General features: G+C 67.9%; 22 protein-coding genes and 1 pseudogene. 7 read left to right on the top strand and 16 right to left on the bottom strand.

Features of this window, described 5'->3' with window-relative positions; all coding sequences use genetic code 11:
* Window positions 1–9 precede the first annotated feature (9 nt).
* Window positions 10–489: a nucleoside deaminase gene (locus tag R6V09_RS05830; protein ID WP_317880239.1), complete on the top strand. Its 480-nt coding sequence runs from the start codon at window positions 10–12 to the stop codon at window positions 487–489.
* A gap of 34 nt (window positions 490–523) precedes the next feature.
* Here R6V09_RS05830 and R6V09_RS05825 read toward each other — a convergent pair whose 3' ends face one another.
* Window positions 524–1,726 (bottom strand): RNA-guided endonuclease InsQ/TnpB family protein, encoded by a 1,203-nt coding sequence (locus R6V09_RS05825; RefSeq protein WP_317880238.1) that lies wholly within the window; start codon window positions 1,724–1,726, stop codon window positions 524–526.
* 29 nt (window positions 1,727–1,755) lie between these two features.
* On the opposite strand from R6V09_RS05825, the gene R6V09_RS05820 reads away from it, so the two are divergent.
* Window positions 1,756–1,914, top strand: a complete 159-nt coding sequence (locus R6V09_RS05820) for an Arc family DNA-binding protein (RefSeq protein WP_317880237.1) — start codon at window positions 1,756–1,758, stop codon at window positions 1,912–1,914.
* A gap of 79 nt (window positions 1,915–1,993) precedes the next feature.
* Window positions 1,994–2,965: an isopenicillin N synthase family dioxygenase gene (locus R6V09_RS05815; protein WP_317880236.1), complete on the top strand. Its 972-nt coding sequence runs from the start codon at window positions 1,994–1,996 to the stop codon at window positions 2,963–2,965.
* A 48-nt stretch (window positions 2,966–3,013) separates the two neighbouring features.
* On the opposite strand, the gene R6V09_RS05810 is transcribed toward R6V09_RS05815, so the two are convergent.
* The 9 genes from R6V09_RS05810 to hemL form a co-directional block, all read right to left on the bottom strand.
* On the bottom strand, window positions 3,014–3,970 hold the full coding sequence (locus R6V09_RS05810) for a CU044_5270 family protein (protein ID WP_317880235.1): 957 nt from the start codon (window positions 3,968–3,970) through the stop codon (window positions 3,014–3,016).
* Entirely contained in the window at window positions 3,967–4,569 is a 603-nt protein-coding gene (locus R6V09_RS05805) for an RNA polymerase sigma factor (protein ID WP_317880252.1), read from the bottom strand. The genes R6V09_RS05810 and R6V09_RS05805 overlap by 4 nt, the downstream gene beginning before the upstream one ends.
* Before the next feature lie 96 nt (window positions 4,570–4,665).
* The gene (ccsB, locus tag R6V09_RS05800; protein WP_317880234.1) at window positions 4,666–5,751 is read right to left on the bottom strand and encodes a c-type cytochrome biogenesis protein CcsB; all 1,086 of its coding nucleotides are present in this window, start codon (window positions 5,749–5,751) and stop codon (window positions 4,666–4,668) included.
* Window positions 5,748–7,484: a cytochrome c biogenesis protein ResB gene (resB, locus tag R6V09_RS05795; RefSeq protein ID WP_317880233.1), complete on the bottom strand. Its 1,737-nt coding sequence runs from the start codon at window positions 7,482–7,484 to the stop codon at window positions 5,748–5,750. Before resB ends, ccsB begins: the two co-directional genes overlap by 4 nt.
* A 3-nt stretch (window positions 7,485–7,487) precedes the next feature.
* Window positions 7,488–8,249: a cytochrome c biogenesis CcdA family protein gene (locus tag R6V09_RS05790; RefSeq protein WP_317880251.1), complete on the bottom strand. Its 762-nt coding sequence runs from the start codon at window positions 8,247–8,249 to the stop codon at window positions 7,488–7,490.
* Between the two features lie 9 nt (window positions 8,250–8,258).
* A complete protein-coding gene (locus tag R6V09_RS05785; RefSeq protein WP_200715143.1) occupies window positions 8,259–8,861 on the bottom strand; it encodes a TlpA family protein disulfide reductase in 603 nt (200 codons plus the stop codon).
* 89 nt (window positions 8,862–8,950) lie between these two features.
* Window positions 8,951–10,240: a hypothetical protein gene (locus tag R6V09_RS05780; protein ID WP_317880232.1), complete on the bottom strand. Its 1,290-nt coding sequence runs from the start codon at window positions 10,238–10,240 to the stop codon at window positions 8,951–8,953.
* A gap of 156 nt (window positions 10,241–10,396) precedes the next feature.
* Window positions 10,397–11,086, bottom strand: a complete 690-nt coding sequence (locus tag R6V09_RS05775; protein WP_317880231.1) for a histidine phosphatase family protein — start codon at window positions 11,084–11,086, stop codon at window positions 10,397–10,399.
* Window positions 11,083–12,447 (bottom strand): glutamate-1-semialdehyde 2,1-aminomutase, encoded by a 1,365-nt coding sequence (gene hemL, locus R6V09_RS05770; RefSeq protein ID WP_317880230.1) that lies wholly within the window; start codon window positions 12,445–12,447, stop codon window positions 11,083–11,085. The genes R6V09_RS05775 and hemL overlap by 4 nt, the downstream gene beginning before the upstream one ends.
* Before the next feature lie 661 nt (window positions 12,448–13,108).
* On the opposite strand from hemL, the gene R6V09_RS05765 reads away from it, so the two are divergent.
* Window positions 13,109–13,546: a hypothetical protein gene (locus R6V09_RS05765; protein ID WP_019061278.1), complete on the top strand. Its 438-nt coding sequence runs from the start codon at window positions 13,109–13,111 to the stop codon at window positions 13,544–13,546.
* Between the two features lie 110 nt (window positions 13,547–13,656).
* On the opposite strand, the pseudogene R6V09_RS54540 reads toward R6V09_RS05765, so the two are convergent.
* Window positions 13,657–13,884: pseudogene (locus R6V09_RS54540) on the bottom strand (flavoprotein); the annotation flags it as partial.
* Window positions 13,885–14,156: 272 nt separating this feature from the next.
* On the opposite strand from R6V09_RS54540, the gene R6V09_RS05755 reads away from it, so the two are divergent.
* A complete protein-coding gene (locus R6V09_RS05755; protein ID WP_317880228.1) occupies window positions 14,157–14,531 on the top strand; it encodes a hypothetical protein in 375 nt (124 codons plus the stop codon).
* A 68-nt stretch (window positions 14,532–14,599) separates the two neighbouring features.
* Here R6V09_RS05755 and R6V09_RS05750 read toward each other — a convergent pair whose 3' ends face one another.
* On the bottom strand, window positions 14,600–15,028 hold the full coding sequence (locus R6V09_RS05750) for a hypothetical protein (RefSeq protein WP_317880227.1): 429 nt from the start codon (window positions 15,026–15,028) through the stop codon (window positions 14,600–14,602).
* Window positions 15,029–15,303: 275 nt separating this feature from the next.
* Here R6V09_RS05750 and corA point away from each other — a divergent pair, with 275 nt between their 5' ends.
* Window positions 15,304–16,398, top strand: coding sequence for a magnesium/cobalt transporter CorA (gene corA / locus R6V09_RS05745; protein WP_317880226.1), 1,095 nt, complete (start codon window positions 15,304–15,306; stop codon window positions 16,396–16,398).
* A gap of 164 nt (window positions 16,399–16,562) precedes the next feature.
* Window positions 16,563–18,689 carry a protein kinase domain-containing protein gene (locus R6V09_RS05740; RefSeq protein WP_317880225.1) on the top strand — a complete coding sequence of 709 codons (2,127 nt, stop codon included), beginning with the start codon at window positions 16,563–16,565 and terminating at the stop codon, window positions 18,687–18,689.
* Window positions 18,690–18,886: 197 nt separating this feature from the next.
* Here the strand turns inward: R6V09_RS05740 and R6V09_RS05735 are convergent, their stop codons facing one another.
* From R6V09_RS05735 to R6V09_RS05720, 4 genes are all read right to left on the bottom strand, one after another.
* Window positions 18,887–19,267: a hypothetical protein gene (locus R6V09_RS05735; protein WP_317880224.1), complete on the bottom strand. Its 381-nt coding sequence runs from the start codon at window positions 19,265–19,267 to the stop codon at window positions 18,887–18,889.
* Window positions 19,248–21,506 carry a hypothetical protein gene (locus R6V09_RS05730; RefSeq protein ID WP_317880223.1) on the bottom strand — a complete coding sequence of 753 codons (2,259 nt, stop codon included), beginning with the start codon at window positions 21,504–21,506 and terminating at the stop codon, window positions 19,248–19,250. Before R6V09_RS05730 ends, R6V09_RS05735 begins: the two co-directional genes overlap by 20 nt.
* Window positions 21,507–21,680: 174 nt before the next feature.
* Window positions 21,681–22,229, bottom strand: a complete 549-nt coding sequence (locus tag R6V09_RS05725; protein WP_317880222.1) for an SWIM zinc finger family protein — start codon at window positions 22,227–22,229, stop codon at window positions 21,681–21,683.
* Window positions 22,230–22,231: 2 nt separating this feature from the next.
* A partial coding sequence (locus R6V09_RS05720; protein WP_317880221.1) for a DEAD/DEAH box helicase occupies window positions 22,232–23,856 on the bottom strand: 1,625 nt, incomplete at its 5' end.

Genomic DNA, 23,856 nt, shown 5'->3' with positions numbered 1-23,856 from the left:
AGTGAGGACATGAAGCCTTTGGATCAGGCACGGGCGAGCGCCTGGCTCGCCACCGCCGTCGAGGAGGCCCGCGCCGGGCTCGGCGAGGGCGGCATCCCGATCGGCGCCGCGCTCTACGGCGCCGACGGCACCCTGCTGGGGCGCGGCCACAACCGGCGCGTCCAGGACGACGACCCCTCGATGCACGCGGAAACGGCCGCCTTCCGGGCCGCGGGACGGCAGCGGTCGTATCGCGGGACGACCATGGTCACGACCCTCTCGCCGTGCTGGTACTGCTCGGGGCTGGTCCGCCAGTTCGGGATTTCGCGGGTCGTGGTCGGTGAGGCCGCCACCTTCCACGGCGGGCACGACTGGCTGGCCGAGCACGGTGTGGAGATCGTCCTCCTCGACGATCCCGAGTGCACCTCGCTGATGCGCGACTTCATCAAGAACAACCCGGCACTCTGGAACGAGGACATCGGCAGTGGTGTGGAACGAGGACATCGTTGACTGCTCCCCTCTCCGGAGGGAGGGGATTCCTGGCTCAGGCAGCCTCCTGGAGCGGCGCTCCACGAGGTCTTACGCCTTCGACACCAGCCGGGGCCAGACCAGCCCGGACGAGCATCACGTGCGCAGAGTTCTTGTCCCTGGGGGACACGAGCCCGCACGCGGTGCAGGTGTAAGTGCGTTCCGGCAACGGCAGCGCGTGCTTGGCTCTCGCTCCGCACCTTCCGCAGTCCATGGTGCTGTACGCGGGATGTACCAGTCGTACGTCCCGCCCATGTTTGCGCCCCATCTCCAGCAGGGCCTTCTTCGTGGCACCGATCGCGGCATCGGCTGCCTTCCGCGCCATCGAACTCTTGGCGAGGAACTTCGCCTTGAAGTCCTCCACCGCGATCACGTCATGATCGCGAATGACTTTCTTGGCCCATTTACGACCAGCATCCTGCCGCCGTCGCGCGATTTTCTGGTGCGTTTTCACGTGCAGTTTCCTGGCCTCGCGGTAGCCCTTGGAAGCCGCTTGTCCCTTCGGGCGCCTGCGGCGGGCCATTGTCCGGTCGTACTTGGTCAACTCCGCTTTGGCTTTCCAGCCGTATTCGGCGTGTGGAAGATCGTGCGCGTCACTGGTGGTTGTTGCGGTGTCCTTCACCCCCCAGTCGACACCAATAACAGCGCCGGTGGCGGGAAGCGGCTGCACCTCTGCAGGCACCACGAACGATGCATACCAATGGCCGATGCTGTCGCGATACACACGCACACTGGACGGGTTGGCCGGCAGGGCCCGCGACCACACCACCGTCAACTCGATCCCACCTGCGACATGCAGTCGGCCGCCCTCAAGCCGAAACCCACGCCGGGTGTAGTTCAACGTCGGCGGCGCCTCGCGCTTCCTCTTGCACTTCGGCATCCCGGCCCGCTGCTTGATGGGCAACCGGTCCTTGATGTCTTTGAGCGCCTTCGCTCGGGATTTGCCGAAGTCACGAATGACCTGTTGTTGCGGCACAGAAGAACCCTCTGCCAACCACCGAGTGGAGGCTCGGGTCTCAGTCAGCATCTTGTCCAGACGTGCTGGTCCGCACTTCTCGCCGTCGGCGTAGGCCTTCTTGGACCGTGCCACGCACTCGTTCCAGATCCATCGGTATCGGTCCCACTCCGCCAGCAACGCAGCCTGAGCGGTCGTCGACACGCGCAGGCGGTAGGTGTGCCGCGCATGCCCGGCCTCCAGCCCTCGTTGCGGTGTCGTCATGACACCACTTTACCACTACGCTGTGCGGCATGGACAACGAAGCACGCATCACCCTCAGACTGCCTACCGACCTCCACACGTGGCTGGTCGCCGAGGCGAAGTCCGCCCGCAGGTCCCTCAATTCCGAAATCGTGTACCGCCTGGAGGGCGAGCGCGCTGCCGCCGAGACAGACAGCACTTCGTCCTGAGGCCAAATCGCCCTTCCTATCCTGCTCAGCAGGCATTCGCTCCCCCGGCCCGAAGCCGGGACGCTCCTGGAGGTTCTCAGTGGCCACTCCAACCCCTCGCATCCCGACGATCGATCTGCGTCCCTGGCTTACCGGAGACGAGGAGACCCGCGAGGACATCGCCCGTACCGTCGACAGCGCCCTCCGGACGGCCGGGTTTCTGCTGGTCACCGGGCATGGGGTCGACCCGGCGCTGCGGTCCCGGATCCGGGAGGCCGCGCGTGCCTTCTTCGCGCTGCCGGTCGGCCTCAAGGAGCCGTACTCCGCCAAGGTCGGCGGGCGCGGCTGGCTCGGGCCGGGCGCCGAGGCCAACGGGTACTCGGAGGGGACCGAGACGCCGCCGGATCTGAAGGAGTCGCTGACCTTCGCGACGCACCGGCCGTTCGAGGACCCGGTGATCAACGCCGAGTGGTACGCGCCCAATGTGTGGCCGACCGAGATCCCCGGGCTCCAGGAGCTGTGCGAGGAGTACCTCGACCGGATGGGCGAGCTGGAGAAGCAGTTGCTGTCGCTGCTCGGCACGGCCCTCGGGCTCGAACCCGACTTCTTCTCCCGGCACATGGACCATCCGACGTACGGGTTCAACATCAACTGGTATCCGGGGGTGGAGGTCGTCGGGGAGCCGGAGCCGGGGCAGTTCCGGATCGGGCCGCACACCGACTTCGGGACGGTGACCATCCTCGACCGGCAGGCCGGGAAGGGCGGCCTGCAGGTCTTCACCGACGAGGGCGGGTGGGAGGACGCGCCGTTCGACGCGGAGGCGTTCACCATCAACATCGGGGATCTGATGGCCCGTTGGACCGGGGACCGGTGGCGGTCGGGGCGGCACCGGGTGCTGCCGCCGCCCGCCGACGCGCCCGCCGAGGAGCTGATGTCGCTGGTCTACTTCGGCGAGTGCACCCCGGGCACGCTCGTGGAGTCCGTGCCCGCGCCGGTCGGGCGGGTGGCGTACGAGGCCGTCGACTCGCATGTGTATCTGCGGGAGAAGCTGGACTCGATCACCGTCGACTGACCACCTCGTACCCGACCGGCGCAACCACCCTTTCGCGGGCGCTCGTTGCTACGGGCGCTCGCCCGCCTTGTCGACGATCGCCCGGCGCAGGACGGCGGTGTTCGCGGTGACCGTGCCCTTCTTCACGTCTCCGTTGTCCTTGGTGGCCACCTCGCGCTCGCCGAGGAACTCGTGGGTCTTCGCGTCGAAGATCCACTCGTCCCGGAGCGGGTTGTCGGGGTCGGTGCGGGCGATGGCGACACCGGGCCGCCCGGCGGCGTCCACCGCGTGCTCGACGGTCGTGATGCCGGGAATCCTGGCCACGGCCCGGAAGAGCGCGGCGCTCTGCTCCGGCGGCACGATGGAATTGCTCAGGAGATCGCCTACAAGCACGAACATGGCCTGGTTCTTCTCCTGGCCGCTGTACTTGGGGGCGGTTTTGGCCAGGTAGTCGTACATCGCGTCGGCGTCGGTCGGCAGCGTCTTCACGTGGTTGTAGAAGGACGAGACGTCCCAGCCTGCCTTGCCCGGCTTCACGTCGACCGGGATGGAGTGCGCCCCCACGCCCGCCTCCCGCACCATGCCGGTGTGCAGGCCGTCCACCGACATCCACACCTCCTGCCGGTGGAGCGGATCGATCTTCGTCTTCATTCCCTCCCCGGTGTGCATGTACGACACCTTGCTGTCCACGTACACGAACTGGTCGTCGCGGACCGTGCCATAGGACTTCTCGTGCTCGGCCGCCAGCGCGATGTCTTCGAGGAGCTGGACCGTGGACCTGCTCGGCGGTTGCGCGTGCGCCGGGGCGGAGCCGGACGACGGCAGAACCACGAAGGCGACGGCTGCGGCGGTGGCGATGGCTGCCGCGGCGATCGCGGGCCGCAGCCACTTGCTCCGCCCGGGGGCGGTCGCCTCCTCGTGGACGGGTGTGGTCTCGTGCCGGATCTCGGTCATCAGATGCTCCTTGAGGAGTCGGTGACGGCCCGGCGGAAGGTCTCTCTCGGGAAGTTCCGGGAGTTGATTCATCGTTGTCCCTCCCTCGGGGGCCCGACCGCACTGTCGCGGTCACCTTTCATCTGTCCGTTCCGCGCGGGGAGTTCCGTACTTTTGAGATGTTTCGCGAGCTTTGCGCGCGCCCGCGAGAGCCGCGACCGTACCGTCCCCACCGGCACCCCGAGCGCCTCGGCCGCCGCCTGGTAGTCGAGCCCTGACCACACGCACAGGGCCAGCACCTCGCGCTCGGCGCGGCGCAGGGTGGCCAACGCGGTGCGTACGAGGGCGAGTTCGGCCACGTCGTCGAGGCGGGCGGCGACCTCGTCGGCGAAGTCGCGCTCGACCTCGTCACGGGGCAGCCGGGACACGGCCGCCGTGTGTCTTCGGGTCGCGCGGCGCGTGTTGCGCGTGACGTTGGTGGCGATGCCGAGCAGCCAGGGCCGTAGCGAACCGCCTTCCTCGTCGACCTTGCCGCGCAGGCGCCAGGCGTCCAGGAAGGTCAGCGACACGATGTCCTCGGCCTGCGCCCAGTTGCCCGTGAGCCGGAAGGCGTGGTTGTAGACGGAGCGTGCGTACGCGTCGAAGAGCTCGCCGAAGGCGTCGTGGTCCCCCGCGCGGATGCGTTTCCTCAACTTCAGATTCGTATCCACACCCCTCTACCTGTCCGGACGACAAAGGCCGGTTCCGGTGACTCACGTCACATGGAACCGGCCTGTGCGGTAAGGGAGTTACACGCCGGCGTAGGAGTGCTTGCCGCCGACGAAGATGTTGACGCCGTAGTAGTTGAAGATCCAGCAGCCGAAGGCGATCAGGGCCAGGTAGGCGGCCTTGCGGCCCTTCCAGCCGGCCGTGGCGCGGGCGTGCAGGTAGCAGGCGTAGGCGACCCAGGTGATGAACGCCCAGGTCTCCTTCGGGTCCCAGCCCCAGTAGCGGCCCCAGGCCGACTCGGCCCAGATCGAGCCCGCGATGATCGTGAACGTCCACAGCGGGAAGACGGCCGCGTTGACGCGGTAGGAGAACTTGTCGAGGTTCGCCGAGGCGGGCAGCCGCTCCATCACGGAGGTGGCGAAGGCGCCGGGCTTGCCGCCGCTCGCGAGCTTGCTCTCGTACGAGTCCTTGAAGAGGTACAGCAGGGTGCCCACCGCGCCCACGTAGAAGACCGCGCCGCAGATGATCGCCGTCGAGACGTGGATGTACAGCCAGTACGAGTGGAGGGCGGGAACCAACTGGTCGCTGGCGGTGTACAAGACAGTGACGGCGATACCGAGATCGAGGAGGACCGTCGTGACCAGGAACAGGCCGAGCCAGCGCACGTTCTTCTTGAGCAGCAGCAGCGTCAGATACACGCCGACGGCGACCGTGGAGAAGGTGATGTTGAACTCGTACATGTTGCCCCAGGGCGCCCGCTCCACCGAGGCCGCGCGGGCGAGAACACCGCTCAGCTCGACGATGAACGCGAGCACTGTGAGGGACACGGCGATACGGCCGTAGAGGTCGCCCTGTTCGTCCCCGCCGTGCGCACCGGGACCGTCCGGCACGTCACGCGAGCCGGACGCGGCCCGGACGACGACCTTCGGCCGCTCCAGGACGGCGGTGCCGCCCGCGTTCTGCACGGTGACGGCGGGCGCGTCCGCCTTCTTCGCGGCGGCGGCACCGGTCAGCGCGGCGGCCGTGCGGCCGATCTTGCTGCGGCTGCCGAAGGTCCATTCGGCGATGTACGCCAGGAAGGCCAGGGTGTAGACGGCCATCGAGGAGTAGATCAGCGTGTTGCTGACATTGGCGAGGTGTTCGTTGGTGGCGGCGGCGAGATTCACTGCTGCTCAGCCCCTTCGGGGGGTACGGGGGGTTCGTCGTCGGTCTTCGTCGGGGCCCGGTCGTGCACGAGTGCCGCCAGGTCGCCGAGTTCCTCGGGGAGTTTCGCGGACTCGCTGCGGCCGAGCCCGGCCATCTCGACGACGGTGCTGCCGTCGTCGCCGGTGGTGGCGCGCACCCAGACGCGGCGGCGCTGGATGAACAGGGAGCCGGCCAGACCGAAGATCGCGGTGAGCGCGCCGGCCAGCGCCCAGGTGGTGCCGGGCTGCTGGACGACCTGGAAGCCCGCCCATTCCTTGATCTGCTTGTCGAAGGTGATCGACCCGGCGCCGTTCGGCAGGGTCATCGTCTCGCCGGGCAGCAGCTGTTGCTTGAGGATGTTGCCCTTGGAGTCCTTGAACTGCTTCAGGTTCTTGGTCTCCAGCTGGTACACGTTCTGCGGGATGCCCGCGTTGACGCCCAGGTCGCCGTGGTAGCCGGTGACGTTGAGCACCGGGTAGTCGAGACCGGGGTACTGGGAGAACATCGTGCCGCTGCTCTTGGCGTACGTCGGCACGAACACGGCCGCGAAGCCGAGCTGTTCGGCGACGCCCTGGGCGTTCTTGTAGCCGTCGAGGACCTTGATGGCGCCCTGCGAGGTGACGTTGGAGTCGATCGGCAGCATCGGTACGGCCTGGTGGAAGACCACGTTGCCCTTGCCGTCCCGGACGGTGACGACGGGGGCGTAGCCGTGGCTGACGAGGTAGACCTTCGAGTCGCCGATCTCCAGCGGCTCGTTGACCTTGATGGTGTGCTTCTCCGCCTTGCCGTAGGCGCCGATGCTGTAGCTGATGTCGGCCTGGAAGGTGCGCGGGGTGCCGCGGTTGGGGCCGGTGCGCTCGTAGGTGCCGACGAAGTTCTTCAGGTTGAAGCTGAAGGGGACGAGGTCGTCGTCGCTGAAGAGGTTGCCGGACTTGAAGTCGTCGTACTGGGTGAGGGTGTTGGAGAAGCCGTCGCCCTCGACGATCAGCTTGTCGCCCTCGGACTTGAAGAGCTGGCCCCAGGCGAAGGCGATCAGCATCACGATCAGCGCGAGGTGGAAGAGCAGGTTGCCGGTCTCGCGCAGATAGCCCTTCTCGGCGGCTACGGCGTCCCCGGCGACGTGGGCGCGGAAGCGCCGCTTCTTCAGGACCGTGAGGGCGACTTCGCGGACCTGCTCCGGTTCGGCGGCGGTGCGCCAAGTGGCGTAGGCGGGAAGGCGGTTGAGGCGTTTGGGGGCGCCCGGCGGACGGCCGCGGAGCTGGCCGACGAACTGCCAGGTGCGCGGGATGATGCAGCCGATGAGGGAGACGAAGAGGAGGACGTAGATCGCGCCGAACCAGGCGGAGCCGTAGACGTGGAAGAGGCCGAGCTTCTGGTAGATCGGCCCGAGCGTCTTGTGCGCGGCCTGGAACTCGGAGACCTTCAGCGCGTCGGTGCCGGACTGCGGGATCAGCGAGCCGGGGACCGCGCCGAGCGACAGCAGGAACAGCAGCATCAGCGCGACCCGCATCGAGGTCAGTTGCCGCCACATCCAGCGCGCCCAGCCGAGCACTTCACGGCCGGTCCAGGCGAGCCAACCGGTCAGGCCGGGCCTGCGGTTGCCGCCGAAGGAGCCGGGCATCGCGGTCTCGACGGGGGCCGTGGAGAGCTGGGAGCCGGCGGCGCCGAGGTCCTGCTCCTCGGCGGCGGACGAGTCGGTGGTCGTCTTGCTCATCGATCAGATCCCTACAGTGAAGCCGTCGGACCAGCTCTGCATGTCCTGCACCAGCGCGTCCCAGGCGCCGGTGAGCAGCAGCACGCCGGTCACGATCATCATGGTGCCGCCGACGCGCATCACCCAGACGTAGTGGCGCTTGACCCAGCCGAAGGCACCGAGGGCCTTGCGGAACGCGACCGCGGTGAGGACGAAGGGGACACCCAGGCCGAGACAGTACGCGACGGTCAGTATCGCTCCGCGCCCGGCACTCGACTGCTGCGAGGAGAGCGCGATGACGGAGGCGAGCGTGGGCCCGATGCAGGGCGTCCAGCCGATCCCGAACAGCGCGCCGAGGACGGGCGCCCCGATCAGTCCGGCGGCCGGCCGCTTGTGGAAGCGGAACTCGCGCTGGGTGAGCCAGGGCATCATCCCCATGAAGAACACGCCCATGAGGATCATGAGCACGCCCAGCACCTTGGTCAGGACGTCCTTGTTCTCCTGGAGCGTGTACCCGAAGTAGCCGAACAGGGCCCCGCCGGAGACGAACACGGCGGTGAATCCGAGCACGAACAGGGAAGCACCCAGCACCATCCGGCCCCGGCGGGCATCGCCCAGGTCGGTGCCGGTGACTCCCGTGACGTAGGAGAGGTAGCCGGGGACCAGCGGCAGGACGCACGGGGAGAAGAAGGAGACGAGCCCGCCGAGCACGGCGATGGGCAGCGCCAGCAGCAGAGCCCCGTCGCGGACCGTGGTGTTGGGTTCAGTGATGGCGGCGGCGAGCAGCACGTCAGCTCACTTCTCCGCGATGACCGGGTCGAGCATCTCGCGCAGCTTCTCCTCGCTGAGTGCCTGGAGTGCGCGCGCCGCGATCTTGCCGTCCCGGTCGATGACGATCGTGGAGGGGATGGCCTGCGGGTTGAGGGTGCCCTTCTTGAACCGGAGCATCAGCTTGCCCGTCGGGTCGTACAGGCTGGGGTAGGGGACGGCGTACTTCTTCTCGAAGGCCACGGCCGGTTCGGTGCTGGTGTCGCGGGTGTTGAGGCCGACGAACTGGACGTCCTTGTCCGCGGTGGCCTTGGCGACCTGGACCAGGTTGTCCGCCTCGGCGCGGCACGGGGAGCACCAGGAGCCCCACACGTTGACGACGAGGACCTTGCCCTTGTAGTCGGCGGTGTCGAGCGTCTTGCCGTCGATGGTCTTGCCGGACAGGTCGGGGGCGGCCTGGCGGTCGCCCTTCTTGACGGTCGCGATGCCGTCGGAGCCGGTGATGAAGTTGGTGTTGCCGGAGCCTCCGGAGGTCCCTCCGGAGCTGCAGGCGGACAGCACCAACGCGGCGACGGCAACGCCGGCGGTCGACAGGACGGCGCGGCTACGGGCGCGACTGGCGGCACTCATGTGAAAAGTTTCGCATGCCCGTTCTGGGGATCTTGGGCGCCCCCCTCAAGGGCACCCGACGGGCGGAAAACCGCATTTCAGACGACGTTTCAGGCGGCGTCTCCGGTGGCGCTGGAGGAGCTGCTGGGGCTCGCGGCCAGGAAGGACTTCCAGCCGCCGGCCGGCGCCTGGCCGACATCGAGGCCGCGCAGCTTGGCGAGCACCTCGGGCTTCTGCACGTCGATCCAGTCGGTGAACTGCTTGAAGGAGACCATGCGGACGTCCTCGCCCTTCTCCTTCTCCTGGGCTATGTGCTTGAAGGCCTGCTCGACGGCGTCCATGTAGATGCCGCCGTTCCAGTGCTCGAAGTGGTTGCCGATGAAGAAGGGGGCGCGGTTGCTCTCGTACGCGCGCTGGAAACCGGAGATGTAGGCCTGCGCGGCCTGGGTACGCCAGCCTGGGTAGTTGTAGGCGGGCGCGTTGGTGGAGTTGACCGACTGGTTGGCCAGCATGTTGTAGTCCATCGAGAGGACCTCGAAGCTGTGCCCGGGGAACGGGACGGCCTGGAGCGGGAAGTCCCACACGCCGTTCTTCTTGTCGGGCCAGACCTGCCGGCCGCCGGGCGAGGAGGCGTCGTAGCGCCAGCCGAGCGAACGGGCGGTGGGCAGCAGCTGGTTCTGGCCCAGGAGACAGGGCGTACGGCCGCCGACGAGTTCCTTGTCGTAGTCGAAGGGCAGCGCCGGCAGGTCGTGCCAGCCGGTGTTGGTGCGCCACTCCTTGACGAAGGACTTGGCCTGGTCGATCTCGCTGCGCCACTGCTGGGGCGTCCAGTTGGCGACGGTGCCGTAACCGGAGCAGAAGTGGCCGTTGAAGTGGGTGCCTATCTCGTGGCCCTCCAGCCACGCGCGCCGGACGTTGGTCAGGGTCGCCTTGACGTGCTCGTCGGTGAGGTAGCCGATGTCGGAGGCGCCACGGGCGTTGTTCGGCGGGTTGTACTGGCGCTTCTTCGACTCGGGCAGCAGATACAGGCCGGAGAGGAAGAAGGTCATGCTCGCGCCGTGCTGCTTGGCGAGGTCGAGGAAGCGGGGGAACAGTCCGTTGCCGACCTCGCCCGCGCCGTCCCAGGAGAAGATCACGAACTGCGGCGGGGTCTGCCCGGCCTCCAACGGCACCGGCTTCGCGGGCTGCTTGGGCTGGCTGCCGGTGAAGGACGTGGAGCCGTCACCGATGGGCTTGGCCCGGGGCTCCATGGACTTGCTGGGGCCGCCGGAGTGGCCCTTCTTGGAGCCGCCGAAGGGGTCCGACCCCTGCGAGCCGAGCGAGCCGCACCCCGCGAGTCCTACGGCTGCCGCGGCGCCGGCACCGACTCCGAGCATTCCCCGTCGAGTGAGACTCCGCATTGCTTCCCCATCCGTCGCATCCTCTGTGGTCTAACTGTGAGAGGACGCGACGGACGGGAAAGTTCGCCGGGAACCATCCGGGTTCCGAAACAAATGTCACAGGCCCGTCTCAGCAACTGACCCTGACGGGTGACCGGATCGTGATATCCACGACATTCAGGCGCCGAACGCCTTGTCCTTCCCCTTCACCGGCTTCGCGCCCGCGAGGAGATGCGCCGGGACGAGATCACGGGCCGGCTCGGTGTAGCCGACGGACACGATCTTGTCGCCGCGGTAGGTGAAGGTCGTCAGGGACGCGAGCGTGCACTGCCGCTTGCGCGGGTCGTGCCACAGCCGCCGCCGCTCGACATAGGACCGCACGATCCAGATCGGCAGCTGATGACTGACCAGCACCGCCTCGTGCCCGCGCGCCACGTCCTTGGCGGCGTCCAGCGCCCCCATCATCCGCACCACCTGGTCGACATACGGCTCGCCCCAGGACGGCTTGAACGGATTGACCAGGTACTTCCAGTTGTCGGGCTTCTTCAGCGCGCCGTCGCCGACCCCGAAGGTCTTGCCCTGGAAGACGTTGTCGGCCTCGATGAGCCGCCCGTCGGTCGCGAGGTCGAGCCCGTGCGCCTTGGCGATCGGCGTGGCGGTCTCCTGCGCCCGCTCCAGCGGGGAGGCGACGACATGCGTGACATCGCGGGAGGAGAGGTGCTCGGCGACCCGGTCGGCCATCTGCCGCCCGAGCTCGGACAGGTGATACCCGGGCAGCCGCCCGTACAACACCCCATCGGGGTTGGCGACTTCACCGTGCCGCATCACGTGCACGACGGTGATGTCACTGGTGGCGCTGCTGCTCATCGGGTGGCCTCCGCCGCCGCTCGGGCCGCCGCCGGGAGGGCGTCGGCGATCCGCTGGATGGCCCGTTCGTCGTGGGCCGTGGAAACGAACCAGGACTCGAAGGACGAGGGAGGCAGATAGACCCCGCTCGCCAGCATCGAGTGGAAGAACGCGGTGAAGCGGTACGACTCCTGCGCCTTGGCGTCCTCGTAGTTGCGCACGCTCCGGTCGGTGAAGAACACGGAGAACATGTTGGAGGCGTTCTGCAGCCGGTGCGCGACACCTTCCTTGCTGAGCGCCTCGGTGACGAGCGCCTGGATCTGCGTCGATACGGCGTCGATCGTGGCGTAGGCCGCGTCGTCGAGGAGCCGCAGCTGGGCGAGACCGGCGGCGGTGGCAACGGGGTTACCGGAGAGGGTGCCGGCCTGGTAGACGGGCCCGGCGGGAGCGAGGTGCCCCATGATGTCGGCGCGCCCGCCGAACGCGGCGGCGGGGAAACCACCGCCCATCACCTTCCCGAAGGTCATGAGATCGGGCACGACCCCGTCGATCCCGAACCACCCGGCCTTGCTGGTCCGGAACCCGGTCATGACCTCGTCGGAGATGAAGAGGGCACCGTTCTTCGAGCAGGCGTCCTTGAGCCCCTGGTTGAACCCGGGCGTCGGCGGCACGACCCCCATATTCCCGGGCGAGGCCTCGGTAATAACGCAAGCAATCTCACCGGGATGCCGATGGAAGGCCTCGTTCACGGCTTCGAGATCGTTGTACGGCAGGACGATCGTGTCGCCGGCCTGGGCGCCGGTGACGCCAGGGGTGTCGGGCAGCGCGAAGGTGGCGACACCGGAACCGGCGGCGGCCAGCAGCGCGTCGACGTGACCGTGGTAACACCCGGCGAACTTGATGACCTTGGGCCGCCCGGTGAACCCACGGGCGAGCCGGATCGCGGACATGGTCGCCTCGGTACCGCTGCTGACGAGCCGCACCTGCTGCACGGGCCCGACCCGGGCGACGATCTCCTCGGCGAGCGCGACCTCGCCCTCGCCGGGGGTCCCGAAGGAGGTCCCGCGCGAGACGGCGTCCTGTACTGCGGCGATCACATCGGGCTGGGAGTGCCCGAGGATCATCGGACCCCAGGAGCACACGAGGTCGACGTACTCGCGCCCGTCCGCGTCCGTCAGATAGGGACCGTTGCCGGACACCATGAACCGGGGCGTGCCGCCGACGGCGCGGAAGGCGCGCACCGGGGAGTTCACGCCGCCCGGTGTGACGACCGACGCACGGTCGAAAAGAGCCTGCGAGACGGGTGCTTCGTAGGGATAGGGCAGTGCGCTGGGCAGTACACCTGCCGGTTCACTTGGCGTTTCGCTGGGCGTTTGGCTCATGACCTGCGACTTCTCCGACTTCTCGGACTCCGGGACCTCAGTTACCTCCTCAGGGTAGGCGGCGGGACGGCGGGCACGGGCCCCCACCCATCTGCGAGACTGGGAGGTGATACACACAGACACACACAGCTCATGCGGGCGCCGGTGTACAGGGCTTGCGCAGATCCTGCGGACAGGTGTTTCAGCGCACGTTTCGGCGGGCGGCCGTGGGGGAGGTCACTGACACGATGATCGGGTTGCGCGGCTGGGGCCACGCGTCCTAGAAAAGCAGTCGGGTGGAGATATGCATCGCGGTGGCGGACTGGGCGAGGGGACTGACGATCTGGGTCCTCGGCGTGCCCGGCGGGGGAAGCACCGACGCGACGCGGAGGAGGCCGAGGCACGGCAGGGTGGTCCTGGATCGGGGTCGGGGTCCGGCTTGGGATCGGGGTCGGGGCCGGGGTCGGGTTCTGGCTTGGGGTCGGGATCGGGACCGGGTTCCGGCTTGGGGTCGGGATCGGGTTCAGGATCCGGCTTGGGTTCAGGGTCGGGATCGAGTTTGGGACCGGGTTCGGGTTTGGGTTCGGGTTTGGGACCGGGTTCGGGTGAGTCGGATCGGGATGAGCGACGTATCGAACGTCGGATCGATCAGTTGCGGGCGGGGAGCAGGAATGGTGGTCGGGTGGGGGTGACCTACAAATACTTCGGTGCGCCCGACGGCGCGACCGCGGCCCGCGTCCCGATCTCGATGCGCCCCGAGGAACTCGGCGGCGACGAGCTCGGGATGAACGGCATGTTCACCAAGATCAAGCCGGAGACGATGGCCGCGATGGTCCTCACCGGCATCGAGGGCGTCCCGCTCAACAAGGTGCCCCCGCTGGAACTGGTCGTCCTCCACCCCGACTACGCCGTCGTCAAACTCCCGATGACGGTCGTCGACCCGCTCCGCGGAATCGGCGAGGAGGCGGTGGGCGCGGCGGCGTTCATCTGGTCGACGGTGCCGGACCGGGGCGGGCCTCGGGACGCGTTCAATGTGTACCAACTGCTGCACGAGTGGCAGGACTTCAGCCATCGGCTGCATGAGGCGGGGCATCAGCCTTATTGCCTTGTTTGGCCGTGAGCGAGCTGAGGGTTCGCGGCTGCGGACGGGCGGGGTTTTCGGACCCCGCCTTCGTCATGTGCAGCGAGTAGTTCCAACGCCTCCTCCCAGTGGTAGCGGTCGGCCCCGCCGCCAGCGGCCCACTTGTTGACCGTGTTGAAGGTGGCCGGCGCGACCGTGATCGCGACCGCGCGCGGGAGCGGGCGGAGCTCACCGGGGGTGCGCCAGGCGGAACAGATCGAGTAGCCGGTCTGCGTCTCGATCGCCCCGGTGTCGAGGAAGCCCAGGCCCTGCGGGGTGGCAATGACGCCGACGACATACGGGAAGGGCTTCTTCTCCGGGATGGTCGGCTCGGTCACGCGGGGACTCCACGAAGGTGAGCTTCTCGTTCCGCAGCCAACCTGGTCACCAGTTTCACTCGGGCCGATCTCACTCAACGCCCAGAGGCTGCTGACCAGTTGGGCCCGGCCGCGCAACGGGAGCGGGCCGGAACCCCAGTTGGGCTGCGCGAGCCGCACCGCTCGGCCCAACTGAGGCCAGTGATCAGGTAATTGGCTTGCCCGAAAGATCCACAATGGCTAGCCTCACTCCCCGACCGAATCAACATGCTCACAACAAACGGGGAGTAAGCGTGCGCCATCGCACCATCATCGCCGGGTTCTGTGTCGTCGCGGCACTGTGCATCTCACCGCCGGCCTACGCATCCGCCACCGGCTGCACAGGCAACCCGGGCAGCAACGGATCGAAGTGCATCGACGTCAAGGGCACCAAGCTGCACGTGGACACGGTGAAGACCACACTGACCAAGAACCACGCCGACGACTGCGGCAAGGCCACCATCACGATCGGTTCGGGGTGGAAGAAGACCAGCGCCAAGATATGTGAGGCACGGGACTTCTCCTGGGGGCCGATCACGGTGAACAAGAGTTTCCCGGACGGCACCAAGGCATGCGCCAGCTGGTCCAACTACCCGGACGGCAAGGCGTGCATAACCATCCACGACTGATCGGCTGACATCGAGCGATCAGAGGCTGGGTGCCGGACCGATGAGCAGGACGGTCCGGCACCTCGGGATCAGTCGGAGCAGAGGTTCCAGGCCGGGGCCACTCCGTCGAGCAGCTGCCGGCCGTCCTTCTCCTTGACCTGCCACGCGGTGCACAGTGGGCGTTGACCAGCCGTACCACTGACGACCACGAAGGATGTCCCGTACCGGCGCTTCACCACTGCTTGCAGGGGTTCCACCGGCTTCGGTCCCAGCTTCTTGACGTAACTCCCGGCGTAGCCGTCGGAGACCGTGTCCTCGTCGAAGAGGTTCTGCAGGGTGTCGCCGTCCTCGTCGTGGACGGCCTTCTGTACGTCCGCCCGAAGCGCCTGGAGGTTCGGCGCTCCCTTGGGGGGCTCGGTGGCAATGGAGTAGCAGATGACTCCCAACCACGTGGCCAGCCCTGCCAGCAAGACGATCAGCCCCAGACGCGACCTCCATTTCTGCTTCTCGGATTTCACAGAAGTACCCCTTAGCGGCGCATACGTCCGCGCGCCGCGGACGCCCATGGTCATGTGGATGGATGGTAGGCCCAGGCTGGAGGATCCCCCGCAGCGGGGACTGGCCCTGTGATGTGCGGGTCTTCCGCCGGAAGCACTGCACTGGCTGTGGCCCAGCGCGGCGTCTGCCGAGCGTCTGCGGAGCGAATCCACCGGCATTCGCCCAATCCGGCCGTCAGCCGGACTGTTCGCCGCCTCCTGGCAGACTGTCCGAAGCCGGTGAAGGAGAGTTCCGCATGTCGATGGTCGGCAACCTGCGCAAAGTGGCCCGCCTGGCCGGGCGGCGCCGCCGCGTGGACCTCAACCACCCGGCCCGCTCTCCGCTCGGCTCCGCGGTGGTCAACTGCGTGATCTATCGCGACGGCATTCGCCAGCCCGACACGAGCACGGTCGAAGAAGCCGTCCAGCAAGTACGCAAGCGCGGCCACGACTTCGTGTGGCTGGGCCTGCACGAACCGAGCGAGACGGAGTTCGCGCAGGTCGCCGGAGTCTTCGGGCTGCACCCGCTGGCCGTCGAAGACGCCGTACAGGCTCATCAGCGACCCAAGTTGGAGCAGTACGACGACGTTCTGTTCGCCGTCTTCAAGACCGTCACCTATGTCGAGCACGAGCAGCTCACCGCCACCAGCGAGGTCGTCGACACCGGCGAGATCATGGTCTTCACCGGACCCGACTTCGTGGTCACCGTCCGTCACGGACGCCACGGTTCCCTCGGCCCCCTGCGCGAAGAACTGGAAGCAGACCCCGAACAGCTGGCCAAGGGCCCGTCCGCAGTGCTGCATGCCATCGCCGACCACGTCGTCGACGACTACCTGACCGTCACCGACGCCATCCAGGACGACATCAACGAGGTCGAGTCCGAGGTCTTCTCCCCGCAGGGTTCGCAGAGCGCGGATGCCGGCCGCAGCTACCAACTCAAGCGTGAACTGCTTGAGTTGAAGCGGGCCGTGGTCCCTCTCGCCCGCCCCTTGGAGGTGCTCTCGACCAGACACCTGCGCTCCGTCGACCCGGAGATACGGGCCTACTTCCGGGATGTGGCCGACCACCTGGCCCGCGTCACCGAGCAGATCACCTCCTTCGGTTCCCTGCTCGATTCCATCCTGCAGGCCCACCTCGCGCAGGTCGCCGTGGCCCAGAACGAGAGCGCTCGCAAGATCACCTCCTGGGCGGCGATCGTCGCCGTACCCACCATGTTGTGCGGCGTGTACGGCATGAACTACGACCACATGCCAGAACTCCGCTGGGCTTTCGGCTATCCCCTCGTCCTTGCCGTCATCGCCACCGCCTGCTTCCTCCTGTACCGCACCTTCAAGCGCAACGGCTGGCTCTGACGTCCGACGCGAACGCCTGCCGCATGGCCCGCTCCAGCCGGGAGAAGGCCTGTTTGTCCCCGCGTTGGTCACCACTGACAATCACTCGGCGTGGCCTCCAATGCCTATACATCCGCCGAAATGCCTCTGTACGCTTTCAGTGGGGCAGGGACACGGGGGGCACAGTGACACCATCGCCGGCAAACGGCATCACGGACTTATTGCTCGCGGAGCTGACCGGCGGCAACGCGCAGGCTGCCACGGAACAGTTGCTGGGGAATACCGACGAGTTGGAGCTCACGGTCGCCACCGTGTCGATTCTCCGCGACATCCTCGACCACATCACGAACTACGAATTCGAGCAGTCGTCCGGCAGCAGTTTCGCGGATTCATGCAAGGCGGCGCGTCAGAGACTCCGGTCTCATCCCGCCGCACCCGCCGTCGGGTTCGTCTCGTTGATCTGTTTGAACGTCGTTCTCCTGGAGCGGCGCTTCAAGTCGCCGGATGCCTCGGAACAGCGGCGGGCCGACGCCTACTGCAGATTGATGTTCCGCACCCCGGGAATCGGCCGGGCCATCGAACTGGTCTACGGCCCGGTCGGTCATCCTTCGACCACGCCCACGGAGTCGGGTTTCTGGTCCCAGATCGACTTCGCGAGCCTGCGATACCACAAGGCGGGAACCACCTCGTTCATTCTGCGCGGCACCAGAAAAACCCCGGACAACGAGGCCGGCTCCTACAGCCCGTTGGCCGTCAAATGCGTTCTCTTCCCCTGGAACAAACTGGCGGCCATCGCGCGAGCGACGGATCTGTACGCCGAGCGCTACGGCCGGAGCACCGTCTCCGAGCGGGTCGTGAAACCCGAGGCCTCCTCGGGGCAATGGGTCCTCATGCCCTTCCAGAACGGGCGCACGCTGGGTGAACTGCTCACGGAGTTCGAAGCCGGTCGCCCCTCGATGGCCGACAGGATCGGCATGGCGGAGGACATCGCCCACAAGCTCACCACGGCCCTGCACAAACTGGCTCACACGGCGGCCGTGGACGTCTCCGACCCGTCGTGCCAGCACCTGGATCTGTCGCCCAACAACGTCATCATCGACGACGAAGGCATAGCGAAATTCATCGATCTCGGTATCAACCACCTCTACAGCAGGCAGGTGGGAATCGCCGAGCACGACGACGCCGTCTACATCGCCCCCGAGATCAAGAACAAACGCAACGCGTCCCCCACGGCCGACGCCTACTCTCTCGGCATCATCCTCATGCAGATCCTCGCGGGCGCCCCGCCACGGGACGGCCGTACCCCGGAAAGCATCTGGACCGCCAGCCCCAACCTGGGACGCCTGCTCGAAGATTTTATCGAGGAACGGCCGGAGAACAGGATCCTGCTACTGGCTCACGACACCGGTTTCCGGTTCGACGCGCTCCGCGACCATCTGGGATTCTTCTTCGATCTCGTGCGCCAGGAACCCATCGCCCAGCCAGGGGAATACCAATACGTGCTCGCGCGCATCGCTCCCGCCTCGCGCGAGGCATGGACACAGTTCCAGCAGTGGCTGCACCTGCGCAACAACGGCCACTCCCACATATCCGGCCGCAATGAACGCTATCTGCTGTTCTTCTCGGCCCTGTCCACATTCGGGTGGTGGTTCATCGTCTCCAAAACCGCGCTGGTGACCGTGGGAGACACCGTGACGGGAAAGGCCGAGGCGCTGCCCGCCGGACTGGAGTTGTACGCCAAGGTCATCGCGCTGTCCCAGGGGCTGGTGGCGGCCAAGTTCTACCAGACAATCCTGGCGCGACTGACGGTCAGCGGAATCCCGGGCCCGCGAGCCCGTCTCGCGGAAGTCTCGATGCGGACCATGTCCGTGGTCGCCGTACCCACGACGGCCCTGTCCACCTTCTCCCCCGGCCTCTACTGGGTGTGGCCCTGGACCTGCGCGGGCGGTGCGGTCGCCGTCGCATTGAGCAACTGGACCACGTGGCACACCGCGAACCGGCTCCTCGACGACGCGGAACAGGAACTCTCCACCGCACCCGCCCCCGACCGCCGCTTCGCGCGCGGCTACGAGCAGTGGTGGTGGACCATGCTGCTGTACGCGCTGATCATCGTCATCATCGGCTGGGGGATCCAGATCGGGGCTCTCAAGGACCTCGCCGCCTATGTCTTCATCCTCGTCACCATCACCGTCGGCGTCCACTACGGCTCCAAGTGCGCCGCCGCCGGTCCGGCCATCTGCGGCAGCATCGCCCGGGCGTTCTTCGCGGGCCAGCGGCTGGAGATCCTCCGCCGGCGCGGTCAGGCGCCGTAGAGGTCTCCTGGACAGATCCTGATCAGCGTGGTGCCGTCCGTCTCGATGAGCCGGGCGTGTGTCTCCGGCGCCGAACCGGTCCTGGCGTGAAGGGATCCTCGTAACTCCAGCCCTCGTAAGTCGACTTGAGCCGGAGACCCAGAAACGTCGTCGAAGGCCGTGATGTCCGGCCGGATCATCGAGGCGCCGTTTAACGGTCAGTCCTGTCCGGCCTGTTCAGCCCGTCCTGCCCGTCCAGGGACGTAAGTTCGGCCGGACATCGGTGCGCGGACGGCCGCGGACAGTTCGGCGCCACGGTTCCTTGTCGCGTCCGCGTGCTTCAGGAGCAGGCTCACCAACTCCGACAACGAAGCCTTGACCCCGTCGAACTCGCCGGGCCAGATGGTGCGTTGCTCACCGCGGCACACACGCCGCCACTCGGGTTCGACGCCGGGCGTGCCGGTCGTGGCGTCGAAGAACTGGTAGGCGGCGGCAGCCAGTACACGGCCCATCGACAGTGCCTCTGCGTGCAGTTGACGCTCCAGCTCGCTCACCGCGTACTCGATCGCCGCGACCAGATCACGGTGCAGCCGCTCCATGCCCGCGGTGGCCCCGGCCGCGAAGCTGCCCGTGCCCTCGGCGGGAGTGGCGGTGCCGGTGCTTCCGTTCGTGCTGCCGGAACCCTCCTGCTCCCACTGTTCCCATTGGTGGCGCGGCGGATGGGCCGGTTCGGGCGGCGGCTGGAACCAGTTCGCGCGACTCGTCGGCTGCCGCGGGTCGGTGCCCGGTGCCACGTCGGCCCGCGGCGGCCCTCCCACGGGTTCCTCCACCGGAGTCCGGCCACTGGCGACGGGGACCGGCGGCACCTGTCCCAACGAGTGGCGCACCTGATGCACGACGGGGCTGCCGACCCGCAGGAACAGGCTGCCGTAGTCCTTGCGCAGCCCGGTCAGGTCCTGCAACGCCTTCCTCAGGATGGGAACGGGGAGGCGTTCGACGCGCCGCAGCAACACCTCCAGCGACCGGTCGTCCACCGGTACGAGTGCCTCGGTGGCCGCGCAGCGAGTCCGCCACGCGCTGCCACAGCAGGTCCACGGCACGGTCGACCGAGAGGTCGACCCCGCCGAACTCCTGGGCCAGTTTGGTGCGGGCCCTGTTGAACCACAGGTCCCACGTCTCGCCCCAGCTCTGATACATGCCGGACCTGGCCTCGAACCGCCAGGCTTCCTCGTTGTCGTGGTCGAAGCCCGTCCGCGCCCACGACCGGACCCGCTCGGCGGCCTCGCCGACCGCCGTCTCGATCTGGGGGATGTGCTCCCTACGGTGCACCATGGCGTCGTATTCCTCGTACACCGAGGCGAGATCCTGAGCGAGGTGGTTGCGCAGCTGCTTCGTCAGGCTCTGCAGGCTGTCGACCTCGTCGGGGATGCCCAGCCGCCACTGTTCGCAGGCGACGGTGACATCCTGCGCGAAGCCGACTATGTCTCGCACGACTTCGTCCATCCGGCGTCCGAGGCCGTCGAACGTCGCCCGGTCCATCTCCGCGAGCCGGTCGGCGAGATGGCCGAGCACGACGGGCAGGAGCTGTTCGCGGACCGCGGCGTCGGCCGTCTCGGCGCTGCCGCCCAGGGGACATTCCACTGCCCTCATCTGGTAGTTGCGCGCCGCCTCACGCGAGGAGACCCGCAGGTTGCGCACCGATTCGGCGCTCAGCCCGGCGTCCGGGTTGACCACCACCATGACGAAGTCCGCCATCTGGACGTCACCGCGGGCGAGTTGTGTGAGCCGCAGGTCGGCGTAGTCGACCTCCTTGAAGAAGGCCCCGTCGGACGCGCCCCTCTTCACGTGGAGCAGGAAGTCCACTCCGTGCGTGAGGTCGCGCAGGAAGTGCCGCTGTACGTCGAGGCCCGCCTCGCCCGCGCCGGGCAGGTCCACGAGGACCATCGCCGTGGCGTCCAGGTGCGGGAAGTCGCAGTGGATGTGGACGTCCCGTACGGCGTGATAGAGCCTCGGCATGCTGTCCTCGGCGTCCTTGCCGTCCGGATAGCTGACGTAGGGAGCGAGTTCCTCCAGGGGAACCACGAGCGGCTCCCGTTCGCCGCCGGACTTCGCGTTCTTCTCCAGCAGCGGCAGGTAGTCGTCGAGCGAACGCTGAGCCTGCAGCAGCTTCTTGAGGTAGGGGACAACGACCGCGCTTCGGTCGTCGGCCGCCGCTCCTTCGTTCTCCACATGGGGATACGGGTACGTACGGAACGCGGCCGGATCCCTGGGCGGGCCGCCGGTCAGTTTCGCCGAGGCGTGCAGCGGTGTCAGGTACTCGTCCACGAACTCGCCCCAGGTCCGCAGAGTGACGCGTGCCTCCGCCCGGTCCCGGTCGTGGTGGATCCAACTGCGGGACGCGGTGGTCGGGTTGTCCGGGTACGACGGCAGTACGGTGCCGTCGAGGCCGCTGGCCGCCCGGAGGACGGTGCTCTTGCCGGCCCGGGTGCGGCCCACGACGCCGATGTTGACCGTGTCCCGGTTCACCCGGGTCCGCACCGCCGCCAGATGGGTGCCGGTCGACTCCACCTGCCGGGCCAGCCGGTCGAGCGGGTCCGGCCCGCCGTCCGCCAGCGGGCGCCGCCATGTCTCCACCATGCGCAGCGCACGGCCCGGGTCGGCGGCCTGCGCGCCCGCGGTGGTCGACTCGGCCACCAACCTGTCTACCGCTTCGACCAGTTCCTCGAACCGGTCCCTGAACCGACCCCACTGTCGGTCGATCTCCGCCACCAACGGCCGGTTCGCCGCCCGGCTGGCCAGAGCACGGCTGATCGCCGCCTCCAGACGTGACCGTTCCACGTCTCCCCCTCGGAGCAGTCGGATAAAACAACTATCCTGCGATTGGGAGAATATAGAGGCAGATTCCCGGGATGACCCTTGATAGACAGACATTGAACACTTACGTGACGAAGCCGCCGCAAGTGACCAACTCCGGTCAGAATTGGGGCACATGAGCGACAGCAGCAGTCGGTTTCAGAAGTAGTCGTCCGGTTTCAGGGCGTTGAGCGCGATCCAGCGCTGCGGTGTCGTGGCGGTGGGGACGTCGGCGCCCTGCGACGAGGCGCGGAAGAAGTCCTGGGTGTCGAGGGCGATCCGGGGGTCGTCGTCGACGCGGCGCGCCATCTCGTAGTAGACGGCCAGCACATGGACACATCGGGGGCCGTCGGCCGGGCAGGCGCAGTCGATGCCGACGACCCGCGGTACGGGCCGGTGTCCGTCGTCGGCCAGCGCGCGGTACAGCTCGTCGGTGAGGACGGGCCGGACGCCGGACAGCCGGCGGGAGATGGCGGCCGTCACCTCCCGGGGCATCGCCGCGACCTCGATGTTCGCCACGAAGGCGGTGCGGCCGTGGTGGACGACGGCCCGTACGGTCCGGCCGTCGATCGTGATCTCGACCTTCCCGTCGCGGGCGAGTCTGCGCGCCCGCGGGAGTTGCGGATCGGGGCGGGTCTGGCGCAGCGGCTCGGCGAGCCGGACCCAGTCCTTGCCCCACGGCGTGTATCCGAAATCGCTGTCGGGCATGGTCAGTTGTCCCGCTTCCGGCGCAGGACCTCGATGAGACGGTCGTCGTCCAGGCGCGCCAGCCCCGCGACACCGGACATGTCGGCGATGTCGGAGAGCGCGGACTTACGCGAGTGCATGGCCGCGATGTGCTCCTCGACGGTGGTCCCCGTGGTCAGTGTGGTGATGGTGACGGTGCGGGTCTGTCCGATCCGGTGGACCCGGTCGGAGGCCTGTGCCTCCACGGCCGGATTCCACCAGCGGTCGAAGTGGATGACGTCGGCCGCGCGGGTGAGCGTGAGCCCGGTGCCGCCGGCTTTCAGGCTGAGCACCATCACTTGAGGGCCGTCGGGGGCCTGAAACCGGCGGACGAGGTCGGACCGCTGCTCCTGGTCCAGGCCGCCGTGGAAGAACGGCACCCCGATCCCGAACTGTTCCGCGCAGTGCCGCACCAGCAGTTCACCGGTCCGCACGTACTGCGTGAAGATCAGGGTGGGCGAGCCTGTTTGGAGGTTGTTGGCCACGATGTCGGTGCACAGGTCGAGCTTTCCCGACCTGCCCGCCAGCTCGTCCAGGTCGTCCAGGTCGTCGCCGAGCAGGCCCGGATGGTTGCAGACCTGCTTGAGCGCGGTCAGGGCCGCCAGCACCCTGGTCCGGCGCTGCGCACCGCTGCCGAAGCCGTCGTCGATGACCTGCTCCAGGACGCGGTCGTACGACTGCTGCTGTTCCTCGGTGAGGTCGCAGATCAGGTCGGCGTGGATCTTGGCCGGGAGCGAGCCGGCGACCTGGGCCTTCTTCCGCATCAGGACGACCGGTTCGATCACCCCGCGCAGTCGGGCGGCGGCGGCGACGGAGCCGTCCGCGATCGGCCGGACGAAGCGGCGGCGGAACTGCGTCCTGTTCCCGAACAGGTGCGGTGCGACCAGGTTGAGCAGTGCCCAGAGTTCTTCCAGGTGGTTTTCGACGGGTGTTCCGGTCAGGGCGATCCGGGTGTCGGCCGCGATGGTCCGCGCGGCTTTCGACACCTGGGTGCGGGGGTTCTTCAGCACCTGCGCCTCGTCGAACACCGCGGTGGTCCATCGATGCTCCGTCAGGACGGGGCCGTGGAGGCGTAGCGTCGGGTAGCCGGTGAGGACGACCGTGCCGCCGGCCGGTGTCTCCAGCGGGCCGCCGCGCCAGACCGTCGTCCGCAGGCCGGGGGCGAACCGCTCGATCTCGTGTGCCCAGTTCCCGACCAACGACGTGGGACACACGACCAGTTGGGGCCCCTCCGCGGCTTGCCCGGTGAGGTAGCCGATGGCCTGCAGCGTCTTGCCGAGCCCCATCTCGTCGGCGAGCACCGCGCCGCCGTGCGCGTCGACGGTCTCTCGCAGCCAGCTCACCCCGCGCACCTGGTACGGCCGGAGCGCGGCGGTCAGTGTGGCGCGCAGTTCGCCGGCGACGGCGCGGGTGTGGCGGAAGACGGCCACGGCGTGCTCCGCGGAGGTGACGGCGACGCCGGTGGCGTCGGGGACGGCGTGCGCCGCGAATCCGCGGTTGTGCGCGTTGCGGATGGTACGCAGCGGCAGGGCCAGATCGTGGAGACCGTCCGCCGATCCGTCGGTGGAGGCGTTGTCCACCACGACCACGCGGGCGAGCGCGTACGCGG

Source organism: Streptomyces sp. W16 (assembly GCF_033194735.1).
Taxonomy (GTDB): Bacteria; Actinomycetota; Actinomycetes; order Streptomycetales; family Streptomycetaceae; genus Streptomyces.
This window is presented reverse-complemented; position numbering and strand designations above follow the sequence as displayed.